A 19615-nucleotide genomic window follows, 5' to 3' on the forward strand; every position below is an offset into this window, starting at 1 on the left:
GAGACTCAACGAGTTCGCTACGGTATTCCTCATAGGCGATCGTAGGTTTATAGAGGTATTTATCAAAGCGGCAGCTTTTCAGTTTCTCACAGCCATTACAAGCTCCCGGAGTACGATCTCTGCGTTTACAGCGGAACTTAGAATAATCAGGGCAGTTGACAGTACAATTCTTTCTCTTAAACTTACAGTGAGCATAGTTCTCGCATTCTAGAGAAAGTGTAGATTTATGAGAGAGATAACGGTGAGCACGGATTTCCTTACCTATCGTAGATTTATCTTTGCCTAGATTATCAGCAATAGCTTTTTTAGAAGAACCATTAACGATGCCGATCGCGATGACATTGCGATCGTCCTGAGTCAGATGTTTGTTTTTGTTCGTTGCCATATTCATCACCCTTTGTAATGTGTATGATAATAACCAGCGGTTACCTTCATCATAGATATAAAAAAGGATATATGAAAGACTAAATGCAATTGTAAGTGTAAATTCAACTAGATTGTTGTGTAAGAGTCTTTTCTACTTAGCTACTTTGAAAGTGGAATTTAACTTTTCACTTCAGCGCCAGTCTGCTGTATCCTTTATAATTTGTTTCACATTATCTTCCAATCTGGTAAAGTATTGCTGATAATATGTGTATTGCTGCCTACTGATGAGCTCTTTTTGATTTGCCGTTTCTATGATGCAGAGAAATGTTATCAGCAGTGATGCCATATGTGTACGTGTTTCGATAAAGCTTTCCTCAGAACCGCATAGCTTATTGATGACGATATCCGAAAGGTTTGCAAGGGGAGAATTCGAATCAATAGTTATACATACTACAGGGATATTCAACCGTTTACATTCCTGTGCCATCCTGATTGGTCCGATTGTTGTTCCTGAATGTGCAGGGCAAAGCATAAGCATTTCATCCGGGCTATACTGCTGATTGATGTTAAATTGAAAATATTCAGGAAAGGAGGCAGGATTGCACACCTCTGTTTCCACCTGCAGCAATTTCTCCATACAGGGGGCAAGCATATTCCCTATAAAGGTGCCGGATGCCTGTCCGCTGAAATAAACCTTTTTTACTGTATGTGTCAGAAAATGCTGAACAAAGTCCTCAGTGAGTTCTTTTTTATGCTGTAGGAGTCTACGGATGAGCAAAGGTTCATCAGTAATCGTCCGCAGTAATGCAGTGCGTTCCTGTTCCTTTGCTGTTGTCTTGGCACCTTCCATATCAGATGATACCGGAGGAGCCCAGAATGACACCAATAATAATAACCCAGATCATTAAAACGGTAGGCTTAACATTCTTTTTACGCATCAGCCATGCACACAGCAAAGTTAGAAGCAACGGCAGAAGATTCGGACAAATTTGATCAAACAGCTCCTGAATAATGATAGGCTCCTTTCCATAGCTGATCTGTAATGGTGTAGACAACGACACATAAGCACTCGTCAACGCTCCAACCACACTGAGTCCGACAATTAGACATAAATCTGTAATTTTTTGCAAAACGCCGGAGTTAACGACCTTTTCAATGAAGACCGATCCCATTTTAAAGCCCTGATGAATACCCCACCAATGAACCAGATAATTTGGCACATTATAAATCAGGAAATAGAGAAGCAGACCAAATGGATTGCCTGCGATACACATAGAAGCCCCAATGCTGGCGGATATGATGCGAAAGCCGCCGGTCTGAAAGAAGGCATCACCGATTACGCCTGTAGGTCCCATCAAAGAGGTTTTAACTGCTTCAATCGTAGGTCCCATGGTATTACCGGATTCGACGTTTTTCACCTCCAGGGCTGCAACGATGCCGACAACAATTGCCTCAAATTGCGGACAGGTATTATAGAACTGCATATGCCGTACCAGTGCATCCCGCATTCCCTGCGGGTCATCCTTATAAATCTTTTTAAATATCGGAGTAAGGGAATAGACATAAAACATATTGTGCAGACGCTCACTGTTGTAGGAAATTTCAATCGGCATGCTGCGCCAAAAGACCTTGTGTAAATCTGACTTTGTAATTTCAAATGCTTTCTCACTCATATGCGTCTTCTCCCTTCTCATTACCTGATGCATACATGGCTACAAAGCCAAGACCTGTTGCGATGATAGTGATAGCGATAACATTCAGATTCAGGAAAGCGGCAACTGCGAAGCCGACGAAATACAGACCGATAAAACGTTTGTCCCAGAGAATGTTTAAAAGCATACCGAATCCGACAGCAGTCAGCATTTCACCGGCCTTGCCAAGACCGTTCAATACATTTTCAGGAATGACATTGATCAGTGACGTAATCGCCCCGGTTCCCAGAAGAACGGTAAGAAAGACAATGGCTGTCATGAAGAACAGCTTTACAAAACCGACACCGAGGTGAAACTGTCCGATTTTTTTATAATTTCCTTCTTCAGCCCATTTGTCAGCCCAGCGATGCATCAGATAGCTGACAACAATGTTATAAGCATTGGATACGTTCCCGCCCAGAATCGCGATTGGCATTGCAATGGAAATCGCGACATCAAAGCTGTTTCCGGTTGCCAGTGCAAAATAAGTTCCTAAAATCGCCCCGATACGCGTTTCTCCATTGATGATACCGGCATAGCTGATAAACCCCATCCATACCAGTTCCAGTGTTCCCCCGATAACAAGCCCCTGCTCGAAATTTCCCATGACCAGACCCGTTAAGGCACCGCATACGATTGGTCTGTCCATAAAGGAGCTTCCGGCGATATTGTCCATGGACCATGCAAATGCATAAACAAGGCCCAGTAAGATAGCTGTTTGCATAAGTTCTCCATTCTCCCGCTTTCTGCGAGTAAATTTTAACGAAACAACATAGATAAAGATTTGTTATTTCCTTTTTCTCTTTCTTATAAATACTTCGTAATGGATACCGGACGTTCATCCGGTGTAACATAGGATTCCGCTTTCACGCCGAGGTCTACGATACTGCGAAGGTCATCATAATCCTCAGGGGCAAAAGCCAGAGAAGGGCATACCATCTTCTTACCCGGTCCGCCTTTCATAAGTGCTACATTCAGATGCTGTATTCCGGGTACACTGCGGATGATACGCAAGGCGTCCTTCGGTGTTTCCACAAGCAACTCAATTCTTCGACGTTCGTTTTTAGGATCCATGAGAAACAACCCTGCTTTTTCTACAGATAGAATCTTCAGACCGCAGTTTGCCGGAGCCGACATTTTCATCAGACTCATACGCAGAGGGTCCTGTATCACTGCATCATTGGCAACAACGATCATATTGATATCCAGTTTTTTCGGCCACACCTGTGAAGTCTGGTAATGTAGTAAGCGAAAATCAATTCGAAACAAACTGATCATACAAATCTCTCCTTTCTTTCCTTATTGTACACACGGTGGTGAGCTCAGGCCTCCGCATGGTTCAGGCACTACTTTTTGAATATATAATCATACATATATAGAATTTCACTCACAGGGATGTCCACCTTGTAGTAATCCATAATTCTGGCAAAGCTGTCGTTGAACATTTTCTGAAACCGTTTCTGTTCTACATCCAAAGAGTAACCACGTTCCTTCCGGGCGATTTTATTTTTCATGACAAGCCGTTCTATAATACAGGAAATATGAATGTACATACCAACCATAGTTTCATTGGCGATCAGCATACCCAGCAGCTCCTGAAGGTGATCCAGTGCTTCTTCAATAAAGGTGATCAGTTTATCTGCATTGAGTACGGTCAGGTAATTCATGACATTTTCCAATGTGAAATTCTTGATGAGATTCCGGTTAAACTGCTCTTGCTCATTCTTTGTGAAGTAGCTGTTCAGTGTTGAGGTTATACTGTCCACATCCTTGAATGCAATGACATCCTCCATCGGTACGCTGGAAACATTGCGTATGTCTAACCGTGTTGTTGTGACAATGAACAAAACATCATACAGCTTGAATATATCATCCTGTTCCTTGTTTTTCTGTAGGCTGAGACAGTCATAGGCGAAAATACTGATATCAATCTGTCGGGGCATGCTGTTTTTAAAAAGCTGAACAACACGCTCGATTGCTTCCATTCCTGTTTCCGAGGTAAATATGATTGCTTTTTTGCGATTGATATTGCTGAATATTTTATATTCACATACGGTTTCTCTGCTTACCTTGCTCAATATTTCCTTCATTTCTACATTTCTGCGGATCTCTCCGGCCACATGCAAGGCCATTCGGGTGGAAACATTGTTGATGATTCCGATATTGATGCCGCATTCTTCAATCAGCTGTGTACCTATATTCTCCAGAGATCCCATATCCACAAGCAGAATCAAATCCTTTCGTATACTGTTGTCGTTGATATATTTTCTCAGCTTCATGACAATGTCGTCCATGGACGTACTAACCGGCATATCAATTCCTTCCATAATGTGGCTTCCAATCAGCTTGTTCGCAGCGTCTGCTATGGAAGAGGCAGTGGAATAGCCATGTGAGATAATAATGCAGTTGTAACGGTATTTATCAATGGAACGGTTATAAAACTGAATATTCAAAATCAGAAATATCAGATTCATATCATTGATTTCCACATCAATTGTCTGTCGTATCTTGGTCATGATTTCCATGGCGCTTCGATAGCCTGTGGGATAATGCTCCTTTAACAGATGAATGACCTTACTGATTTCTTCGGCATGCTGCACCTCATAGCTGCGGATGGAAGAAAACATCTGCATATAGCTGTAAATAACGCGTGCAACAACGAAAGCACAATTGGATGGTATGTAGATATCATAACGGTCCAGCATATGTTCAAATACATCCAAAACCGCTTTTTCATAGGCACGAACGCGTGCATTGTAATATTTATGCTCAAATACGATATAGTCATAATAGACATTCATGTTATCAATGCAGCGTTCAAGAAACAGCTTCAGATCGATGCTTCCCTTTTCATATTCCCGATAGGCAGTCACAATAAAATCGAAGAAATCAATGATTCTTCCATTTTTTGTCTGCGGCAGATATTTGCAGATATCAATCATGTATTCCTCTTCACTATTGCTTTTATCAAGAGTCAAAGAATTGATAATAGATACCGGAAGATGATACAGATATATGTGCAGATCATCCGATACATCGTGTGACAGATAGGCATTTGCACAGCTCGACTGTATGCAGGTTGATAATTCCTCAATATTGTTTTCATAGGTATGATTCACCAGGGCGATAAACGCCTTGCTGGAAATGAGAATATTTTTCTTCAACCGCAAGCCTTCCTCTTTGAAAAATTCAATGATCAGCATTTCCTTATCTTCTATCGGCCTGTTTTGAAGGCTTGGGATATGACAGATAATCGGTATGCTGTGAAAGAAAGCGTTATGTATATTCTGCTTTGAGTCTATACAGCTGGTAAAGATAATACGGGTTCTGGACTTAAATACCTTTCCCTGTTTTCCTGAGGAAATGGTATATTCACCACTTTGCATGTACTGAATCAATAGAAAGTAGCACTGTGGTGAAAGCCGCTCAACATTCTCTATGACCAGAATTCCATTTTTTGCTCTGGCAATCAAACCACCTAGATATTTCTGCGAGCCGTTGTCCAGATAAGTCCCGAAGATGATTTGTACATCCTTTTCCCTGCCATTGCTTTCCTCATACTGACTTTCATTAAAGAAGACCAGTCTGGCATCTTTGTCTATTAGCGATTCTTCGATAGCATACTGGTAAATCAGGCGTGTGAAGAAGGTCTTGCCCACGCCGCGTTCCCCGTAAAGGAGGATTGGCAAACCGTTTGGCGGGTATTTAATAGCAGACTGGCACTGCAGAATACATTCACTGAGAGAGGTATCATGTCCAACAGCCTTCAGAAAGCTTCGTTTTGTTCGCAAAGACCTACCAAACTGATCAGTCAGCTCCTTTTCATCGTAAAATTCATTATTTTCCAGCTTGATCTGATATACACTTTCAAGTGTATGCCGATCCAGAAAATAAACCGGTCGTGTTTGAACCTTCAGAAAGATACCGTCTCTGTAAAATTCATTCAGATACTGTGAGGCAAGCGAACGAGAAATGTTCAGGCGCTTGCTTAAGTAGCTGGAATCACATTTCAGCAGCTGATTGCTGCAAAATTCAAATGTGCATTTTACAATAAATTCATAAACTTCATTTTTTGTTTCTCTACTCATTGCGGCTCCTTTCTGCACCCAATCTTTCCACTTTTATATTAAAGGGAAACGGACGCCATATGTAATGTGTCGACACTTTCGATACATAGGCAGGAAATATCGTCAGCGAATGCGTCTTTAGACCTGCCCTCATGAAGTAAAAGGTATCAGGTTCTGCTGTTAGTATTGAGCTATGCTGCTAATATATGAATTTCAATCAAGAGAACATGAAAAAAGAAAGCCGGCAACTGCCAGAATGATGGGAATAAGTGTTCAAAGTGTCGACACTTCCCTGCCCTGTCATCAGAGTATTTATAATGAAGATAAAGATATGAAGGAAAGGAGGAAATAAGCATGCGATTTGTTATAACAAAGGATTATGATGAGCTGAGTCAGGTGATTTCATCCACCATGCTGAAGCATATGCACACAGACCGGCCTCGCGTCAATATTTGCGTGACAACCGGCACGACGCCCGTACAGGCATATCAAATACTGGCTCCCCTGGTGAAAGACAAGCCGTATTTTGAACATGTCCATTACTATGTGGTGGATGAGTTCTGGTATGCAAAGGAGCCGGGAACTCAGGATATGGATATTCCCGTAAATAAAATGAGCATGGATTTAAAATTCTTTCAGGCAGCCAGTATCCCGGAAGAGAGAATTCATACTCTGCGGGATGAAACCGTGGACAGCTTTGATGCGGCGATACAACAGATTGGCGGCATGGATATGGTTCTTATGGGAATCGGTACGGATGGTCATTTCTGCGGGAACCATCCGGGTACCTTTACAAACTGGAATCAGGGCTGCCACAGCATTGACCGCTACTGTACGCCGCAGGTGAATCAGCTGCTGGAATTTCTGTTGAAGGATGACATTCACAGTGATGATGTGTCGAGAATCCCTGATCATTACCTCACGATGGGGCCGAAGACGATTATGGATGCAAAAAATATTGTCATGATTTTCTCAGGGAAAGGAAAGGCTGAGACGGTACGCAGGGCATTCTTCGGTCCGGTCACTATGGATTTTCCGGTATCTGTTTTCCAGCTTCATCCACATGTAAGCGTGCTTTTGGACGAAGCAGCGGCATCTGAAATAAGGGAGCTTTTGTAAACGGGATGCTGATTCCCCAGTATCAGCGGAAAGGAAAAGGCAGTTTCAATAAACTGCCGGTGAATGTATGAGATTTATAATTACAAAGGATCATGAAGAAGTAAGCAATGTTATGGCACAGCTAATGCTGAAGCATATGCATAGCGACAAGGAGCGTGTCAATATTTCTATCACAACGGGCAAAACGCCAGTTCGCGGATATCAAATCCTGGCTGAACAGACGAAGGGGAAGGCATATTTCAACAATGTGCATTACTACATTTTTGATGAATTCTGGTATAAGGATGATCCAAAAGGTATCTGCCGTGCCAGCCTGGACTACAAATACTTTGATCTTGCGGATGTAGAGGAGAGTCATATTCACAATCTGGATGAGAGTAACGCGGACACCTTTGATGAGGATATACAGCAGGTTGGCGGTTTGGATTTGATAATTATGGGAGTTGGAAGCAATGGCCATTTTTGTGGAAATCAGCCGGGAACCTTTGATAACTGGAATACGGGTACCCATCGTATTGACAGACATGCGACACCGCTTGTAGAAGAACTGCTGCTGCAGCTGTTGAAGGAGGATTTACATAGCGACGATACAGCACGTATTCCGAATCATTATATTTCCATGGGGCCGAAAACAGTCATGGCTGCGAAAAGTATTGTCTTCCTGATGAGTGGAGAACAAAAGGCAGAGGCAGTGAAACGAGCGTTTTTCGGACCTATCAGTGAAGATTTTCCGGTATCCATTTTTCAGCTGCATCCGGATGTGACAGTCGTTCTGGATGAAGCTGCCGCAGGCAAAATCAAAGAGCTGCTGTAATGCTGCGTGTACACCGCTTTGAACAGGACTGTCAATATATCGAGGATACCAAGCATCATAAGCTTTATCACATTCCCGCAGAGCAGTGCGGTATATTTCAGGTATTGCACGGGGCTTTGTTTGCCGGTACTGCGCTTTGCGGTGCTGCGCTGGGACTTTCGCTACCGCTTTGGCTGGCTGTCTCAGCAGGCTGTATGCTGGCAGTACTGCTGAAGCTATATGAACATCGTGTTTTTCTGCCACGGCTTTCCTGTGTGAAACGACTGCCGAAGCAGATGGATATATCGCGCAGACAACATCATAAGCTGCTTATTATCAGCGGATTTCTCATTGCCTTCCCACTGCTTATCTTATGGAATCAGACATATCAGAATCCTGTTGTAGTTACACTGGCGCTTACTGTGACAGGTACATCCGCATTTCAGTTCATACGGCAGCTGCGAATATTACGGAAAAGGAGAATGCTATGAAATTTATTGTTACCAGAGATTATGAGGAACTGAGTCAGGTTATGGCTCAGCTGATGCTGAAGCACATGCATACTGAAAAAGAACGTACCAATATCGCTATCACAACCGGAAGCACCTGTATACAGGGATATCGACTGCTTGCCAAACAGGTGCATGGCCGGCCGTGGTTTGATCCGGTGCATTACTATATCTTTGATGAATTCTGGATTCAGGATGAACGTCATGAGAAAGAAATATCCGTTTGTCAAATCAGTCTGGATGAAAAATATTTCCACGCCGCAGAGGTTGCGCCGGATCATATTCACGATTTGAATATGGAAAATTATAAAACCTTTGATAAGGATATACAGAAGCAGGGAGGCTTAGATCTTGTGATTATGGGAATCGGGAAGAATGGCCACTTCTGTGGAAATCAACCGGGTACCTTTGACAGCTGGAACGCAGGAACACGGCTTGTGCGAACAGATGAAACACCATATCTGAGAGAGTATTCCCGTAAGCTGCTGCATCATGACTTCCACAGTGAGGATACATCCCGGATACCGGAGTATTATATTACGATGGGGCCAAAAACAATTATGTCCGCAAAAAATATTATATTTCTGCTAAGCGGAAAGGAAAAAGCCGAAACAGCAAAGAAAGCATTCATGGATCCTGTCACAATGGAATTTCCGGTATCTATCTTTCAGCTGCATCCGCATGTCACTGTTATTCTTGATGAGGCAGCGGCGGCACTGCTACCTCTGTAAACATTGTATGCACAGGCGATAATATGGCATACGCCTCTTTGCCTGTTTCAAACTGGAAAAAAGCTCAAGAGTATCCTAACGAAAGGAAACAGCTTGAGCCTTTTTCTGTATGACGGTGTGAAATTATAAAGTAACGACGATTGCTTTGAAAAGTACGATATGCAATGTCGGGTATATCATGACATAAAAAAAGTGTTAGTGTTATCGATCTGGGGGAAGATATACTGACTTACCTATATGGGTGGGGGAAGAAAGAGTAAGCCAGCTGATAACACTAACATAGTTAATATAACCTATTTTATATGTAAAATCAACTTTTTTTTAACATTTGTCAAAATTTACCTATTTATATTGGAAATATTTACTTTAAAAAGAAAGAGGTATCAAAATTGCGAAAATCATGGATGACTGCATGAACACCTGCAATTTTCTCATATGCAGCTTTTCGCTCCGGCGTGGTAATCGCAATCAGTCTGCCCGGCTGACAGCGATATGCAAAATCAAGACCGGATAGAGAATCTTCAATAATCATACAGTCCTCCAGCTTTACTCCGATTGCCTGAGCACCTTCATGAAACATAGATATCTTATCGACATGGGTGCCGTCGTCATAAATGATCTTATCAATATCAAACCAGCGGTCAAGGTGAAAGGAAGAAATAAAGAAATCAATATTATCCTTAATGGATGCTGAACAGATGGTCATTGGTATCTGCAGCTCTTTCAGATTATCCAGTACATCCTCCAGACCGTCCACTAAATGAAACATCTTCGGATCATTGATACAGCACTCGCGATACAGCGCTTCCTTTGCTTTGGACAGCTTTTCACTCTCCTCATCACGCATGTCGCCGAGCAGCAGCTCGATGATTTTCTTGTTTGTCTTCCCATGGGTATGATCCAGCTCATAATCTGAAATCGGACATCCGCGATATTTCTGAGAAAATACATCCCATGCTTCCTTATGCTTTTCAGAATCAAAAAACATCGTTCCGTTAAAATCAAATAACAGTCCTTTTTTATTCATAGCTTCTCCTTTCAGAAAGGCTTCCGCCTTTTCTCTCTTTATTGTAGTATACGGATTTGGTTCGTCAAGTCCTCCTGTATAAATCCATAGGCGTTTTTCAATCCATAGGCGCTGCTGTTTTTCTGTAGCGTTCCGTTATGGACAGGACCATCGCTGCGCACCTGAAACCATCCATCCTCCTGCTTCAATACAAGATGAGAGCAAGGAACAGCTCCTGCCCTATACAGTACAGTGTCTTTTTTCTTTGAGGAATATACGGTGACTGGCTGTTCACTGACAAGGTAGGAAATGTCACGGTCCCTTCCCTGCATCACCATATCGAAGGTCCGATAAAAATCCGCAGCCTTTTCTCCCCAGTAGGGGTCCGAGGCATAGCGTACATTCATGCCGCCTGCCTTATCGCCGAAGAACCCTCCATGATACAGATCGCTCAACGGATTGAGATAACTGTTTTGCAGGTACTTTTCCGCATGCGCAAGGATGCTTTCCCTTACGCTTTTATAGCCGGAGGCGCTTTGTGAGGGGGAATCATCATACGCTGCATGACCGAACAGATTTTTCTTTTCCCGTGCAATTGCACTTCGTCCAAAATCACTTTCGTTCATTGCCAGTGCGAACATCATGATGGCATTTGTGCCATAACGCTTCTGCGCCTCTATAAACCAGGCGCCGCTGTCATACAGAAGAGACTGCGAGGAGGACGCAAAGCCGAGATAGTTTTCCACATACCAATTGATATCGTCCGCTGCATAGCGGCTGATGCTGCGATGCGGCAGAAACTGATAGTAATTGTAAAAGGCTTCTTTATTTGCGGCTCTTTCATGACTTCCCTTACGATAATCATCAATCATATCTTCAAAGGTGGAATAAAAATAATGACCGTCATAGCTGTAATAGGCGTGATCCTTCAGCCCTGTTTCTCCCATGGACAGCTCATTGGCGTAGCTGGATTCTGCTATATTCGTTGTTATTTTATGCGTTAACAGATGAGATGTTGCAGTATAGTGATTGATGGACGCCACATCATTTTCGTCATAATAATTATGTAAGGTGACTTCATCGACAACTGCCCAGCCATCCACTCCTGCCTGACGAAACCGTACTTCGTTTCCGTCGTCACTGATATCGACAAAGGCGGCATCATTTCCATAGCAGCCGTTTGTATAGCCTGTTTCCTCTGTTTCTGCCATACGGTAGGAGGTGTTGAGCGTACAGTCCTTTCTTTGAAATTGTACGACACCATAACCGATCGCAATCAGCTTATGATCATAGCGGATACCTGCATTTTGTTTTTCCGCTCGTTTTGTCTGCGTCAGCATTTCTTCCTTTGCCTGCGCCAGAGAATGGTATTGTGCATACTCCTGCTCGGCACCTTCTTTCAGGATTACAACCGTATAGGTCCTTCTGGCAGAGAAAACCCATGAGATAACCAGAACCGTCAGGGCAATCAGAAGTCCGCTGGCAAGTATGGGAATATAGCGGTTAATTTTCTTTTTCTTGCGTTTACGAACGTTTTTTTTCATGCCTTCCTCCATTTTCTACAGTGTATCGTAATTCTTAAAAAAAGGAAAGAACTCTTGTAATTCTTAAGAAAAGTTTTATAATGATGAAAAAAGTGAGGGTGATGACGATGCTATGTGAAAAAACATTTTATGAGCTTTCTCTTCTTTCCTATTTTGATACCTATGCGGTGAACATACCGGTTTCGGATATGATTCGGCATATACAGGAGGATGAGCAGCTGATGCAGGATTACGGTCAGTATCCAGATTTCCAAAACAACATGAAGCTTGTCCGTCAGATCAACCCGGACGAATATGCGCATATGACAGTAAAGGAATGGTATAACGATAACGCAGACAGCGGTGTTGTGTATTATACATTTGAGATGGAGGATGCTTTGATATTTGCTTTCCGCGGAAGTGAAAAGCTGGATGATGTACATCACAAAACCGGATGGCAGGACTGGAAGGACAACTTCCGTATGTTTTTGAAGGACCCCACCTGGCAACAGATTCTTACACTGCACCAGATACAGAAAACAGATATACAAAAACCCTTTTATATGTGCGGACATTCCAAGGGCGGCAATCTGTCGCTGTATGTTGCCTTGACAATGAAAAAAGAGCTGCAGGATTACCTGGTAAAGGTGGTAAGCTTTAATGCACCGGGGATCACAAAGCCGATTCTTTCCCTGTATGAACAGCGTGCCAAGGATCCGGAATTTCTGGAAAAGCTGCTGATTTTTGAGAATGAGAATGACTGCGTTTCAGCGTTTTTTGAAAATTTAAAAGAACCGGTTTATGTGCGTTCCTGTTATCCATGTACAAACATGGAGGAGCTGTATCACAACCACAATTTGTATGCGATGGATTTTCGGGACAATGCTTATGTTATGGCGGAGAAGAAAACGGTTATGCCGAAGTTCTTCTATCATTTCATCAATGATTTCTTCATGAATCTGAAGGAGGAACGGGTGCAGAGGGTTGTCGCTAAAATGGACGAGTATTTTGACAGCGGCTGTTCCATGGAAGAGCTGTATAAGCTGATGCTTGTGGATGTATCCCGGTATGTATCGCTGTTTGAGGATATTCCGGAGGAGGAAATGGCGACCATCACCCTGCAGGATTTGATCGACCGCCGTAAGACTAAGCTGATTATGGATAAGGTCAAGGAGCTGCAGCCAAACAAGACGCTTCAGAAAATGGCGGATACGGTTAGAATTTCTTCTCCAGTCGCAAAGCTGAATGAGATTGATATGAAGGAAATAACACAGGGTCTCATTGATAATTATGAACTTATGGTAAAAGAGAAAACAAAGGAATTTCAAGCAATGATTACGGAAAACAATGAGAAAATCATGCATGCAATCCGATCAATACGAAATCGCGAAGGTGATTCTCAAGAAAGAATATAGTTGCAAAGTTGCCGTTCCTATAGTATTCTAATAGTAGAATACTGCAAATGTAGAAAGAAGGGTACCTATGCCGCTGAAACATGCAATTCTGGGTCTGTTGAACTATGCGGAAATGACGGGTTATGATATTGACCGTTATTTTAAGTCAAGCATTGCCTTTTTCTGGCATGCGCAGACGTCGCAGATCTATAAGGAGCTGAACACCTGTACAAAGCATAACTGGGTGGACAGTGAGATTGTATATCAGAGTGATAAGCCGAATAAAAAGGTGTTTCATATTACTGATGAGGGAAGACTGGAGCTTAACCGCTGGCTGGCGGATGCGGATCTTGAGGATATCATGAAGTACAAGAATCCGCTGCTGATTAAAATATTCTTTTCCAGCAATATCGATATTGATAAGACGATGCGCCTACTGGAGAAATACATACGGGAGTGTTCTGATATCATTGATAAAATGAATGAAGATCTGAATAAGATTCCGGAATTCGAAGCACAGATTCACAAGGATAATGAATCCTTTTACTGGGGAATGACAATGACCTATGGATTTATGTACTATCAAAATGAAATCAAATGGGCCAACTGGTGTATTGATAAGCTGAAAGAAAAAATAGGATGAAACCATATTCATACAGGCTGTAAAGGTAGCTTAAAATTTCACGGAAACCTGTGATTATCTATAGAAACATGATATAATGAGGGCGAATAATTATCATATCCTAGAACAGAAGGGAGAAATATCTATGGAAAAACTGACAATGCAGGATTATCTTAACTGTTTACAGGCAAAGAAGCAGGAAGCACATGACAAGCAGTGGCTGTACATCGAAGTGAATGCGAAGGATCTGCTGGAAGAGTGCGAGCCGGGCATAAGAAATCAAAATGTATGCTGTAAGGCTATGCTTGATGCTATGCTGGAGGGTGACGGCTTTATCGTAGAGCCAAAAAACAAAAGCAAATGCGCAGCGAGTCTGACAATCCGCTATTATGTGGATAATCTGAGTCCTGAGCGGAGAAAATATGCAGAAGTAAATCAGTAATCAAATAGAAAAAGGATGTAACATATCAATATGCTGCATCCTTTTTGTATGTCTGTATATTTTTGTCGAAGAATTCTGTTTCCCGGGAAATGCCTTCCTTCAGTTTGATGACAGTGGTCGCAGCACTGACAACAGCAGCCAGCTTCAACTGCATACATCACATTTTTTGTATGGATAGAGATAACACTGCAGCACGTTATTTACCGGCTTTTTATAACTTCAGTACAGAGTCTGTGTGTTCGCAAAACAAAAATAAGACTTTACAAATATATGGTTAAATGCTTTGAAAAGCCTATAAATAAAGGGCTTTCAAGAGTTCATATCCTGTCATTATCCAAAACAAAAGTTGAACTTAAATTGGATTGAAATGTTTTTGAATCTCTTTTATTATCTAGGTGTAAAGCAAACGAGGAAGCGTGAAGGAGGTGACATGATGCTGAAAGATCTGACAGATGAAAAGCTGATCCGGCTGAACATTGAAGCTGCTGACTGGGAAGAAGCAATTCGCAAATCTGCGCAGCCGCTGATAGACGAACACAAGGTCAAGCCGTCCTATGTGGATGACATGATTACAGGGGTTAAAGAAAACGGTCCTTATATTGTTCTTACCAAGCATGTTGCACTTCCACACGCCAGACCGGAGTCCGGAGCACTGGAAAGTGCCATTGGTATCGCAACCTTAAAGACACCGGTTGTCTTCGGAAATGAAGCAAACGATCCTGTGAAATATCTGTTCTGTTTAAGTGCAAAGGATAACATGGAACATCTGAATGCACTGGCTGAGCTGGCGGGAATGTTTGAGGATGCTCAATTTTACAGGCTCCTGGAACATGCAGAGAGCGCAAAGGAAATCATGGAATACATCAGTAAATAGAAAAAGGAGGAAACTGATATGTACAAAGCTTTAGTATGTTGCCGTGCAGGCATGGGATCCAGTATGCTGTTGAAAATCAAGGCGGATCAGGTCATCAGCGAAAACGGCTATCCGATCCAGACAGAGCATGGAAATCTGGATTCACTGAATGGATTTAGCGGGGATCTTGTTATCACGATGGATGATCTGGCAGATGAATTAAAGGACAAGGTTCCTTATGCACTGGGGATTCGCAATATCATGGACAAGGTGGAAATGAAATCCAAAATGGAAGAGTTTCTTGCCACAAAATAGGGATGAACAAGGGAATGTATAAAAAATAACTAAAGGAGAGAAAAACATATGTTAGATGCGATTTTAGCGCAATCACGAAATACCGCATTGATTATGGGGCTGATTGCGATGATTGGTCTGCTGCTGCAGAAAAAGCACGCAACGGATGTGATCAGCGGTACGATGAAAACAGTTATCGGATTTATGGTCTTCAACATTGGATCTTCAGCAATGTCAGGTGTTGTACAGACATTTACAGATTTGTTCAATGTAGCATTTGGAATCGAAGGAGTTACCACGCAGGTAGAGGTCGCAACAGGTCTTGCATTGAATACCTATGGTACGGAAGTGGCTTTGGTTATGCTGCTGGGCTTCGTTGTCAATCTGATCGTTGCCAAATTTACAAGATTTAAGGCAATCTTCCTTACCGGACAGCACTTTCTGTACTTTGCATGTGTTATCGCACTGATTTTTATTGCAAATGGTCTGCCGATGCCGCTTACGGTAATCGCCGGTGGTATCCTGCTTGGATTCTGCGGAGCAGCACTGCCATCCTTCTGTCAGCCGTTTATGAATAAAATCACGGGCGCCGATAACCTGGCAATGGGTCACTTTAACTGTATCGGTTACGCATTCTCCGGATATGTAGGGAAATTATTCGGTAAAATGGGAAAAAGCACAGAAGAGAAGAAGGATGCCAGCACTGTTAATATGCCAAAATTCTTTGAATTATTCCGTGACTTTATCTTCTCGGTAGCACTGTTCATGGTTGTATTGTTCTACGTGGCTGTCATCGCCTGTGTGGTAAACGGTCATATGGATATCGTGCTTGAAAAAGCAGGAAATGATATCTGGTTTATCTATCCGTTCCTGCAGGGTCTGCAGTTTGCGGCCGGTATGAGCGTCCTGATTTATGGTGTGCGTCAGTTTATTGCAGAAATCACCGCAGCATTCGTTGCAATTTCTGAGAAATATATTCCAAACTCCAAACCGGCAGTTGACTGTCCGGCAATCTTCCCATTCGCACCGACAGCTGTATTGATCGGCTTTGTGGGAGCATTCGTAGGCGGTCTTGCGGCAATGGCAATCATGATTGCATGCAACAGCAGTGTCATTATGATTCCGGCAGCCGGTATCTGCTTCTTCTCCGGTGGTACCTGCGGTATCTTCGGAAATGCCTATGGCGGATGGAAGGGCGCATTGGTTGGTTCCTTCATCGTTGGTATGGCATTGACCGGTCTACCGCTGATTCTGTATCCTGCATTCGCAGGACTGGGAATTTCCGGAGCATCCTTCCCGAACGTCGATTACAATATTATCGGAGCATTCCTGAACTGGATTCTGGGAATCTTCGCCTGATTCACGAATAGGGCAGGGATGAAAGTCCTTGTCCTTCTTTTTGAAAAGAGGTAGGTCCTATGGAACTGAAACAGCTGATTAAGCAGCAGAAAGCAAAGGGTGTCCTTGTAAAAACACTGGCGCATCCTTCTCTGGTCATCATGGCACAGGATTGCGGAATGGATTTTATCTTGTATGATTGTGAGCATGGTGTCCTGTCCTATGAACAGCTGCATGATCTTATGGTGCTTGGCAATATGCGAAAGCTTTCATCCATCGTCAGAGTTGCACAGCTGGCAAGATCAGATGTATCCAGAATTCTGGATTACGGTGCAGCCGGTGTGATGGTGCCTATGATTGAAACAGCTGAACAGGCAGAGCAGCTTGTACAGTGGAGCAAATATCCGCCGTTGGGAAAACGAAGCTATTCCGGGGGAGCCAATACGCACTATGCCCCTGGGGGAAATCATGCCCTGCATATGAAACAGCTGAATGAGAAAACGATGAGTATCGTACAGATCGAAACAAAGCAGGGTGTGGAAAACATCGAAGCTATCCTGAATGTGAAGGGAATCGACGGTGTTCTGATCGGTCCCTGTGATTTGGCAATATCGCTGGGCAGGCCGGATGATCTCATGCATGAGGAAGAGCTCAGCATGATTCAAAAGGTCGCAGATGCCTGCTTGAAACGAGCTTTGGGCTTTGGAATTATCGGTGGCAGAGCGATGCAGGAATATTTTAAAAAGGAAAGCAGTCTGCTTGTTTCCGCTATTGATACAGCACTGATGCGGGAAGGCTTAATACAGGCAGTGAGAGAATATGAGCAACTGGAAAGGACGTAATGATATGGCAGTAGAAAAAGAACAGATACGGGAGTTTCTGGATATCGAATCCAGCGAATTAAAAAATTTTATAGACAGCATTGACGCAGAGGCGCTGATTGCGGCCAGAGAACTGATTCTGCAGGCGGAACAAAATCATAACCGTGTGCATGTGACAGGAATTGGCAAGCCGGGACATGTGGCTGGATATGCGGCATCACTGTTATCCTCCACAGGAACACCAACCTATGAGCTGCATGGTACGGAAGCGGTACATGGCAGTGCGGGACAGGTGCTGAGTGGAGATGTCGTAATTGCAATTTCCAACAGCGGAGAGACTACCGAGCTGAAGGCAACCGTGGAGACACTGAAAAGCAATGGTGCCAGGCTGATCTCATTAACCGGAAAAGCTGATTCCTGGCTGGCAAAGCAGGGGGACGTCACACTGATTGCCGGTGTCAATCAGGAGGGGGATGCTATGAACAAGCCGCCAAGAGCCTCTATATTGGCAGAGATGGTCATGCTGCAGAGTCTGAGCATCTTATTACAGAACGCAAAGAATCTGACACCGCAGCAGTATGTGAAATGGCATCCGGGCGGCAGTCTGGGCGCAAGTATCAAAGAAAGCGGGGACAGATAAATGAAGCTGGAAGGAATCATAACACCAATCGTAACACCGTTTCATCGTGATGAGGAACAGAGTATCAACTATGAAGCGACAAAGCAGCTGATCGATCATTTGATCGCTAAGGGCGTTAAGGGAATCTTCATCCTTGGAAGCAACGGAGAGTTTCATGTAATCGATGAAGCGGAAAAAATAGAATTTGCCGAAAAGGTGATTGAGATGGTTGACCACCGTGTGCCGGTCTATGTAGGAACAGGGGCATGCAGCACAAAGGAAACCATCCGTCTGTCAAAGAAAATGGAGGAGCTGGGTGCGGATGCACTGAGTGTCATCACACCGTATTTTCTGACACCGACAGAGGAAGAGCTGGTACAGCATTTCACAGCGGTTGCGGAAAGTGTAAGTATTCCCATCATTCTCTACAACATCCCAAAGGCAACAGGCTGTAACTTAAGCGCAGAGGTCGTGGGACGTCTGGCAGAGGTAGAAAACATTCGCGGTATCAAGGACAGCAGTGGTAAGGAAGAAAATCTGAAGGCATACGCAGAGCTTGCGAAGCGGGATGATTTTGATCTGCTGATCGGTTCGGATTCCAAAATCAGCTATGGCTATGCTTTGGGGGCAAGCGGTGCTGTGGCAGGAACCTCCAATGTGATAACGGAGGTGCTGGTGGAGCTGGACAGGGCACTGCGTAAGGGAGAAACAGAAAAAGCAGAGGCACTGCAGAAGGACATCAATGTACTGCGCGGCGTATTGAAGCTGGGAACGGTACCGGTCGTCATGAAGCGTGCGGCAGAGCTTGCGGGAATTGCAGAAATCGGACCGGCAAGGAAGCCGGTGCTGGAATGCAGTGCGCAGGATGATGAAAAAATCAAAGAGATGCTGCAGCATTACCATCTCATATAACAACACGGGAAAGGATGATGGATATGAAGGAATACATCGTACGGGAAGACAGAGGAAAGCTACTACTGTATACGCTGCTGCATCTGTGCTTAACCATATTTCTTATGCTGCTGACAATCTATGTTTACGGTTCCGGACATTTCCTGCTTGCGTTCTTAAGCATCACAGGTCTCTGGTTTTCTGTAAAAGCCATGTGCCGTTATGGCTTTCGGCTTGTCAAAAACACCCCGGTATGTGAATTTAAACGCGACGAGGTGATTCTTCCGGCACTTCCCAAAGAGCAGCGGCACTTGAAATATAGGGATATCCGTGCGGTAAAAATTCTTCGCAGCAGCAGCTCTGTCAAGCTCTTTTTCTCAGGAGATCATGTGACGCACCCCTCCGGCTGGCAATACGCAGGGGCGGTCTATCTCTTTCAGAGAAAGAAGCTGAATGATGTACAGAAGTATGCCATGGACTGCCTTCATACCCATCACATATCCTTCGAGGTTGTACAAAAGGCAGAAAGCTAAAAC

General features: G+C 43.5%; 23 protein-coding genes. 14 read left to right on the top strand and 9 right to left on the bottom strand.

The features are described 5' to 3' along the window. From KSZ58_RS01930 to KSZ58_RS01955, 6 genes are all read right to left on the bottom strand, one after another. The coding region (locus KSZ58_RS01930; protein ID WP_217752593.1) for a helix-turn-helix domain-containing protein at nt 1–385 on the bottom strand (385 nt) is incomplete at its 3' end. A gap of 171 nt (nt 386–556) precedes the next feature. Further along, a complete protein-coding gene (locus tag KSZ58_RS01935; protein WP_009270000.1) occupies nt 557–1216 on the bottom strand; it encodes an SIS domain-containing protein in 660 nt (219 codons plus the stop codon). A gap of 1 nt (nt 1217) precedes the next feature. Continuing rightward, a complete protein-coding gene (locus KSZ58_RS01940; protein ID WP_009269999.1) occupies nt 1218–2039 on the bottom strand; it encodes a PTS system mannose/fructose/sorbose family transporter subunit IID in 822 nt (273 codons plus the stop codon). Further along, nucleotides 2032–2781, bottom strand: a complete 750-nt coding sequence (locus tag KSZ58_RS01945; protein WP_008816256.1) for a PTS sugar transporter subunit IIC — start codon at nt 2779–2781, stop codon at nt 2032–2034. The genes KSZ58_RS01940 and KSZ58_RS01945 overlap by 8 nt, the downstream gene beginning before the upstream one ends. An 83-nt stretch (nt 2782–2864) precedes the next feature. After that, nucleotides 2865–3335: a PTS sugar transporter subunit IIB gene (locus KSZ58_RS01950; RefSeq protein WP_002606469.1), complete on the bottom strand. Its 471-nt coding sequence runs from the start codon at nt 3333–3335 to the stop codon at nt 2865–2867. 68 nt (nt 3336–3403) lie between these two features. Beyond that, the gene (locus KSZ58_RS01955; protein ID WP_009269998.1) at nt 3404–6145 is read right to left on the bottom strand and encodes a sigma 54-interacting transcriptional regulator; all 2742 of its coding nucleotides are present in this window, start codon (nt 6143–6145) and stop codon (nt 3404–3406) included. 333 nt (nt 6146–6478) lie between these two features. Between KSZ58_RS01955 and KSZ58_RS01960 the strand changes: the two genes are divergently transcribed. The 4 genes from KSZ58_RS01960 to KSZ58_RS01975 all read left to right on the top strand — a co-directional run bounded on the left by KSZ58_RS01960 (nt 6479) and on the right by KSZ58_RS01975 (nt 9276). Continuing rightward, on the top strand, nt 6479–7243 hold the full coding sequence (locus tag KSZ58_RS01960; RefSeq protein ID WP_008816258.1) for a 6-phosphogluconolactonase: 765 nt from the start codon (nt 6479–6481) through the stop codon (nt 7241–7243). Nucleotides 7244–7310: 67 nt separating this feature from the next. Beyond that, entirely contained in the window at nt 7311–8057 is a 747-nt protein-coding gene (locus KSZ58_RS01965) for a 6-phosphogluconolactonase (protein ID WP_008816259.1), read from the top strand. Continuing rightward, entirely contained in the window at nt 8057–8527 is a 471-nt protein-coding gene (locus tag KSZ58_RS01970) for a hypothetical protein (protein WP_008816260.1), read from the top strand. The genes KSZ58_RS01965 and KSZ58_RS01970 overlap by 1 nt, the downstream gene beginning before the upstream one ends. Further along, nucleotides 8524–9276 (top strand): 6-phosphogluconolactonase, encoded by a 753-nt coding sequence (locus tag KSZ58_RS01975; RefSeq protein ID WP_008816261.1) that lies wholly within the window; start codon nt 8524–8526, stop codon nt 9274–9276. Before KSZ58_RS01970 ends, KSZ58_RS01975 begins: the two co-directional genes overlap by 4 nt. 361 nt (nt 9277–9637) lie before the next feature. Here the strand turns inward: KSZ58_RS01975 and KSZ58_RS01980 are convergent, their stop codons facing one another. Next, nucleotides 9638–10303: an HAD family phosphatase gene (locus KSZ58_RS01980; protein WP_008816262.1), complete on the bottom strand. Its 666-nt coding sequence runs from the start codon at nt 10301–10303 to the stop codon at nt 9638–9640. Nucleotides 10304–10341: 38 nt separating this feature from the next. Beyond that, nucleotides 10342–11826, bottom strand: coding sequence for a glucosaminidase domain-containing protein (locus KSZ58_RS01985; RefSeq protein WP_161129383.1), 1485 nt, complete (start codon nt 11824–11826; stop codon nt 10342–10344). Nucleotides 11827–11906: 80 nt separating this feature from the next. Between KSZ58_RS01985 and KSZ58_RS01990 the strand changes: the two genes are divergently transcribed. From KSZ58_RS01990 to KSZ58_RS02000, 3 genes are all read left to right on the top strand, one after another. Next, the gene (locus KSZ58_RS01990; RefSeq protein ID WP_227761271.1) at nt 11907–13220 is read left to right on the top strand and encodes an Mbeg1-like protein; all 1314 of its coding nucleotides are present in this window, start codon (nt 11907–11909) and stop codon (nt 13218–13220) included. A 67-nt stretch (nt 13221–13287) separates the two neighbouring features. Further along, nucleotides 13288–13842, top strand: a complete 555-nt coding sequence (locus KSZ58_RS01995; RefSeq protein WP_002606460.1) for a PadR family transcriptional regulator — start codon at nt 13288–13290, stop codon at nt 13840–13842. Between the two features lie 124 nt (nt 13843–13966). Next, nucleotides 13967–14263, top strand: a complete 297-nt coding sequence (locus KSZ58_RS02000; protein ID WP_002606459.1) for a hypothetical protein — start codon at nt 13967–13969, stop codon at nt 14261–14263. A 25-nt stretch (nt 14264–14288) separates the two neighbouring features. Here the strand turns inward: KSZ58_RS02000 and KSZ58_RS23105 are convergent, their stop codons facing one another. After that, nucleotides 14289–14417 carry a hypothetical protein gene (locus tag KSZ58_RS23105; protein WP_021420208.1) on the bottom strand — a complete coding sequence of 43 codons (129 nt, stop codon included), beginning with the start codon at nt 14415–14417 and terminating at the stop codon, nt 14289–14291. Between the two features lie 276 nt (nt 14418–14693). Between KSZ58_RS23105 and KSZ58_RS02005 the strand changes: the two genes are divergently transcribed. Genes KSZ58_RS02005 through KSZ58_RS02035 form a run of 7 tightly spaced genes read left to right on the top strand, consistent with a single transcriptional unit; the run spans nt 14694 to nt 19612 of the window. After that, entirely contained in the window at nt 14694–15137 is a 444-nt protein-coding gene (locus tag KSZ58_RS02005; protein ID WP_224720944.1) for a PTS sugar transporter subunit IIA, read from the top strand. Nucleotides 15138–15155: 18 nt separating this feature from the next. Further along, nucleotides 15156–15431, top strand: a complete 276-nt coding sequence (locus KSZ58_RS02010) for a PTS sugar transporter subunit IIB (RefSeq protein WP_002606457.1) — start codon at nt 15156–15158, stop codon at nt 15429–15431. Between the two features lie 48 nt (nt 15432–15479). After that, nucleotides 15480–16769, top strand: a complete 1290-nt coding sequence (locus tag KSZ58_RS02015) for a PTS ascorbate transporter subunit IIC (RefSeq protein ID WP_002606456.1) — start codon at nt 15480–15482, stop codon at nt 16767–16769. Between the two features lie 59 nt (nt 16770–16828). Continuing rightward, on the top strand, nt 16829–17590 hold the full coding sequence (locus KSZ58_RS02020; protein WP_009269997.1) for an HpcH/HpaI aldolase/citrate lyase family protein: 762 nt from the start codon (nt 16829–16831) through the stop codon (nt 17588–17590). A 4-nt stretch (nt 17591–17594) separates the two neighbouring features. Continuing rightward, complete coding sequence (locus KSZ58_RS02025; RefSeq protein ID WP_009269996.1) at nt 17595–18209, top strand: SIS domain-containing protein; 615 nt, start codon at nt 17595–17597, stop codon at nt 18207–18209. After that, the gene (dapA, locus tag KSZ58_RS02030) at nt 18210–19100 is read left to right on the top strand and encodes a 4-hydroxy-tetrahydrodipicolinate synthase (protein WP_217752594.1); all 891 of its coding nucleotides are present in this window, start codon (nt 18210–18212) and stop codon (nt 19098–19100) included. Between the two features lie 23 nt (nt 19101–19123). After that, nucleotides 19124–19612: a hypothetical protein gene (locus tag KSZ58_RS02035; protein ID WP_009269993.1), complete on the top strand. Its 489-nt coding sequence runs from the start codon at nt 19124–19126 to the stop codon at nt 19610–19612. Nucleotides 19613–19615: the final 3 nt, after the last annotated feature.

Origin of the sequence: Erysipelatoclostridium sp. DFI.2.3 (genome assembly GCF_019132535.1) — a bacterium.
Lineage (GTDB): Bacteria > Bacillota_I > Bacilli_A > Erysipelotrichales > Erysipelotrichaceae > Clostridium_AQ > Clostridium_AQ innocuum.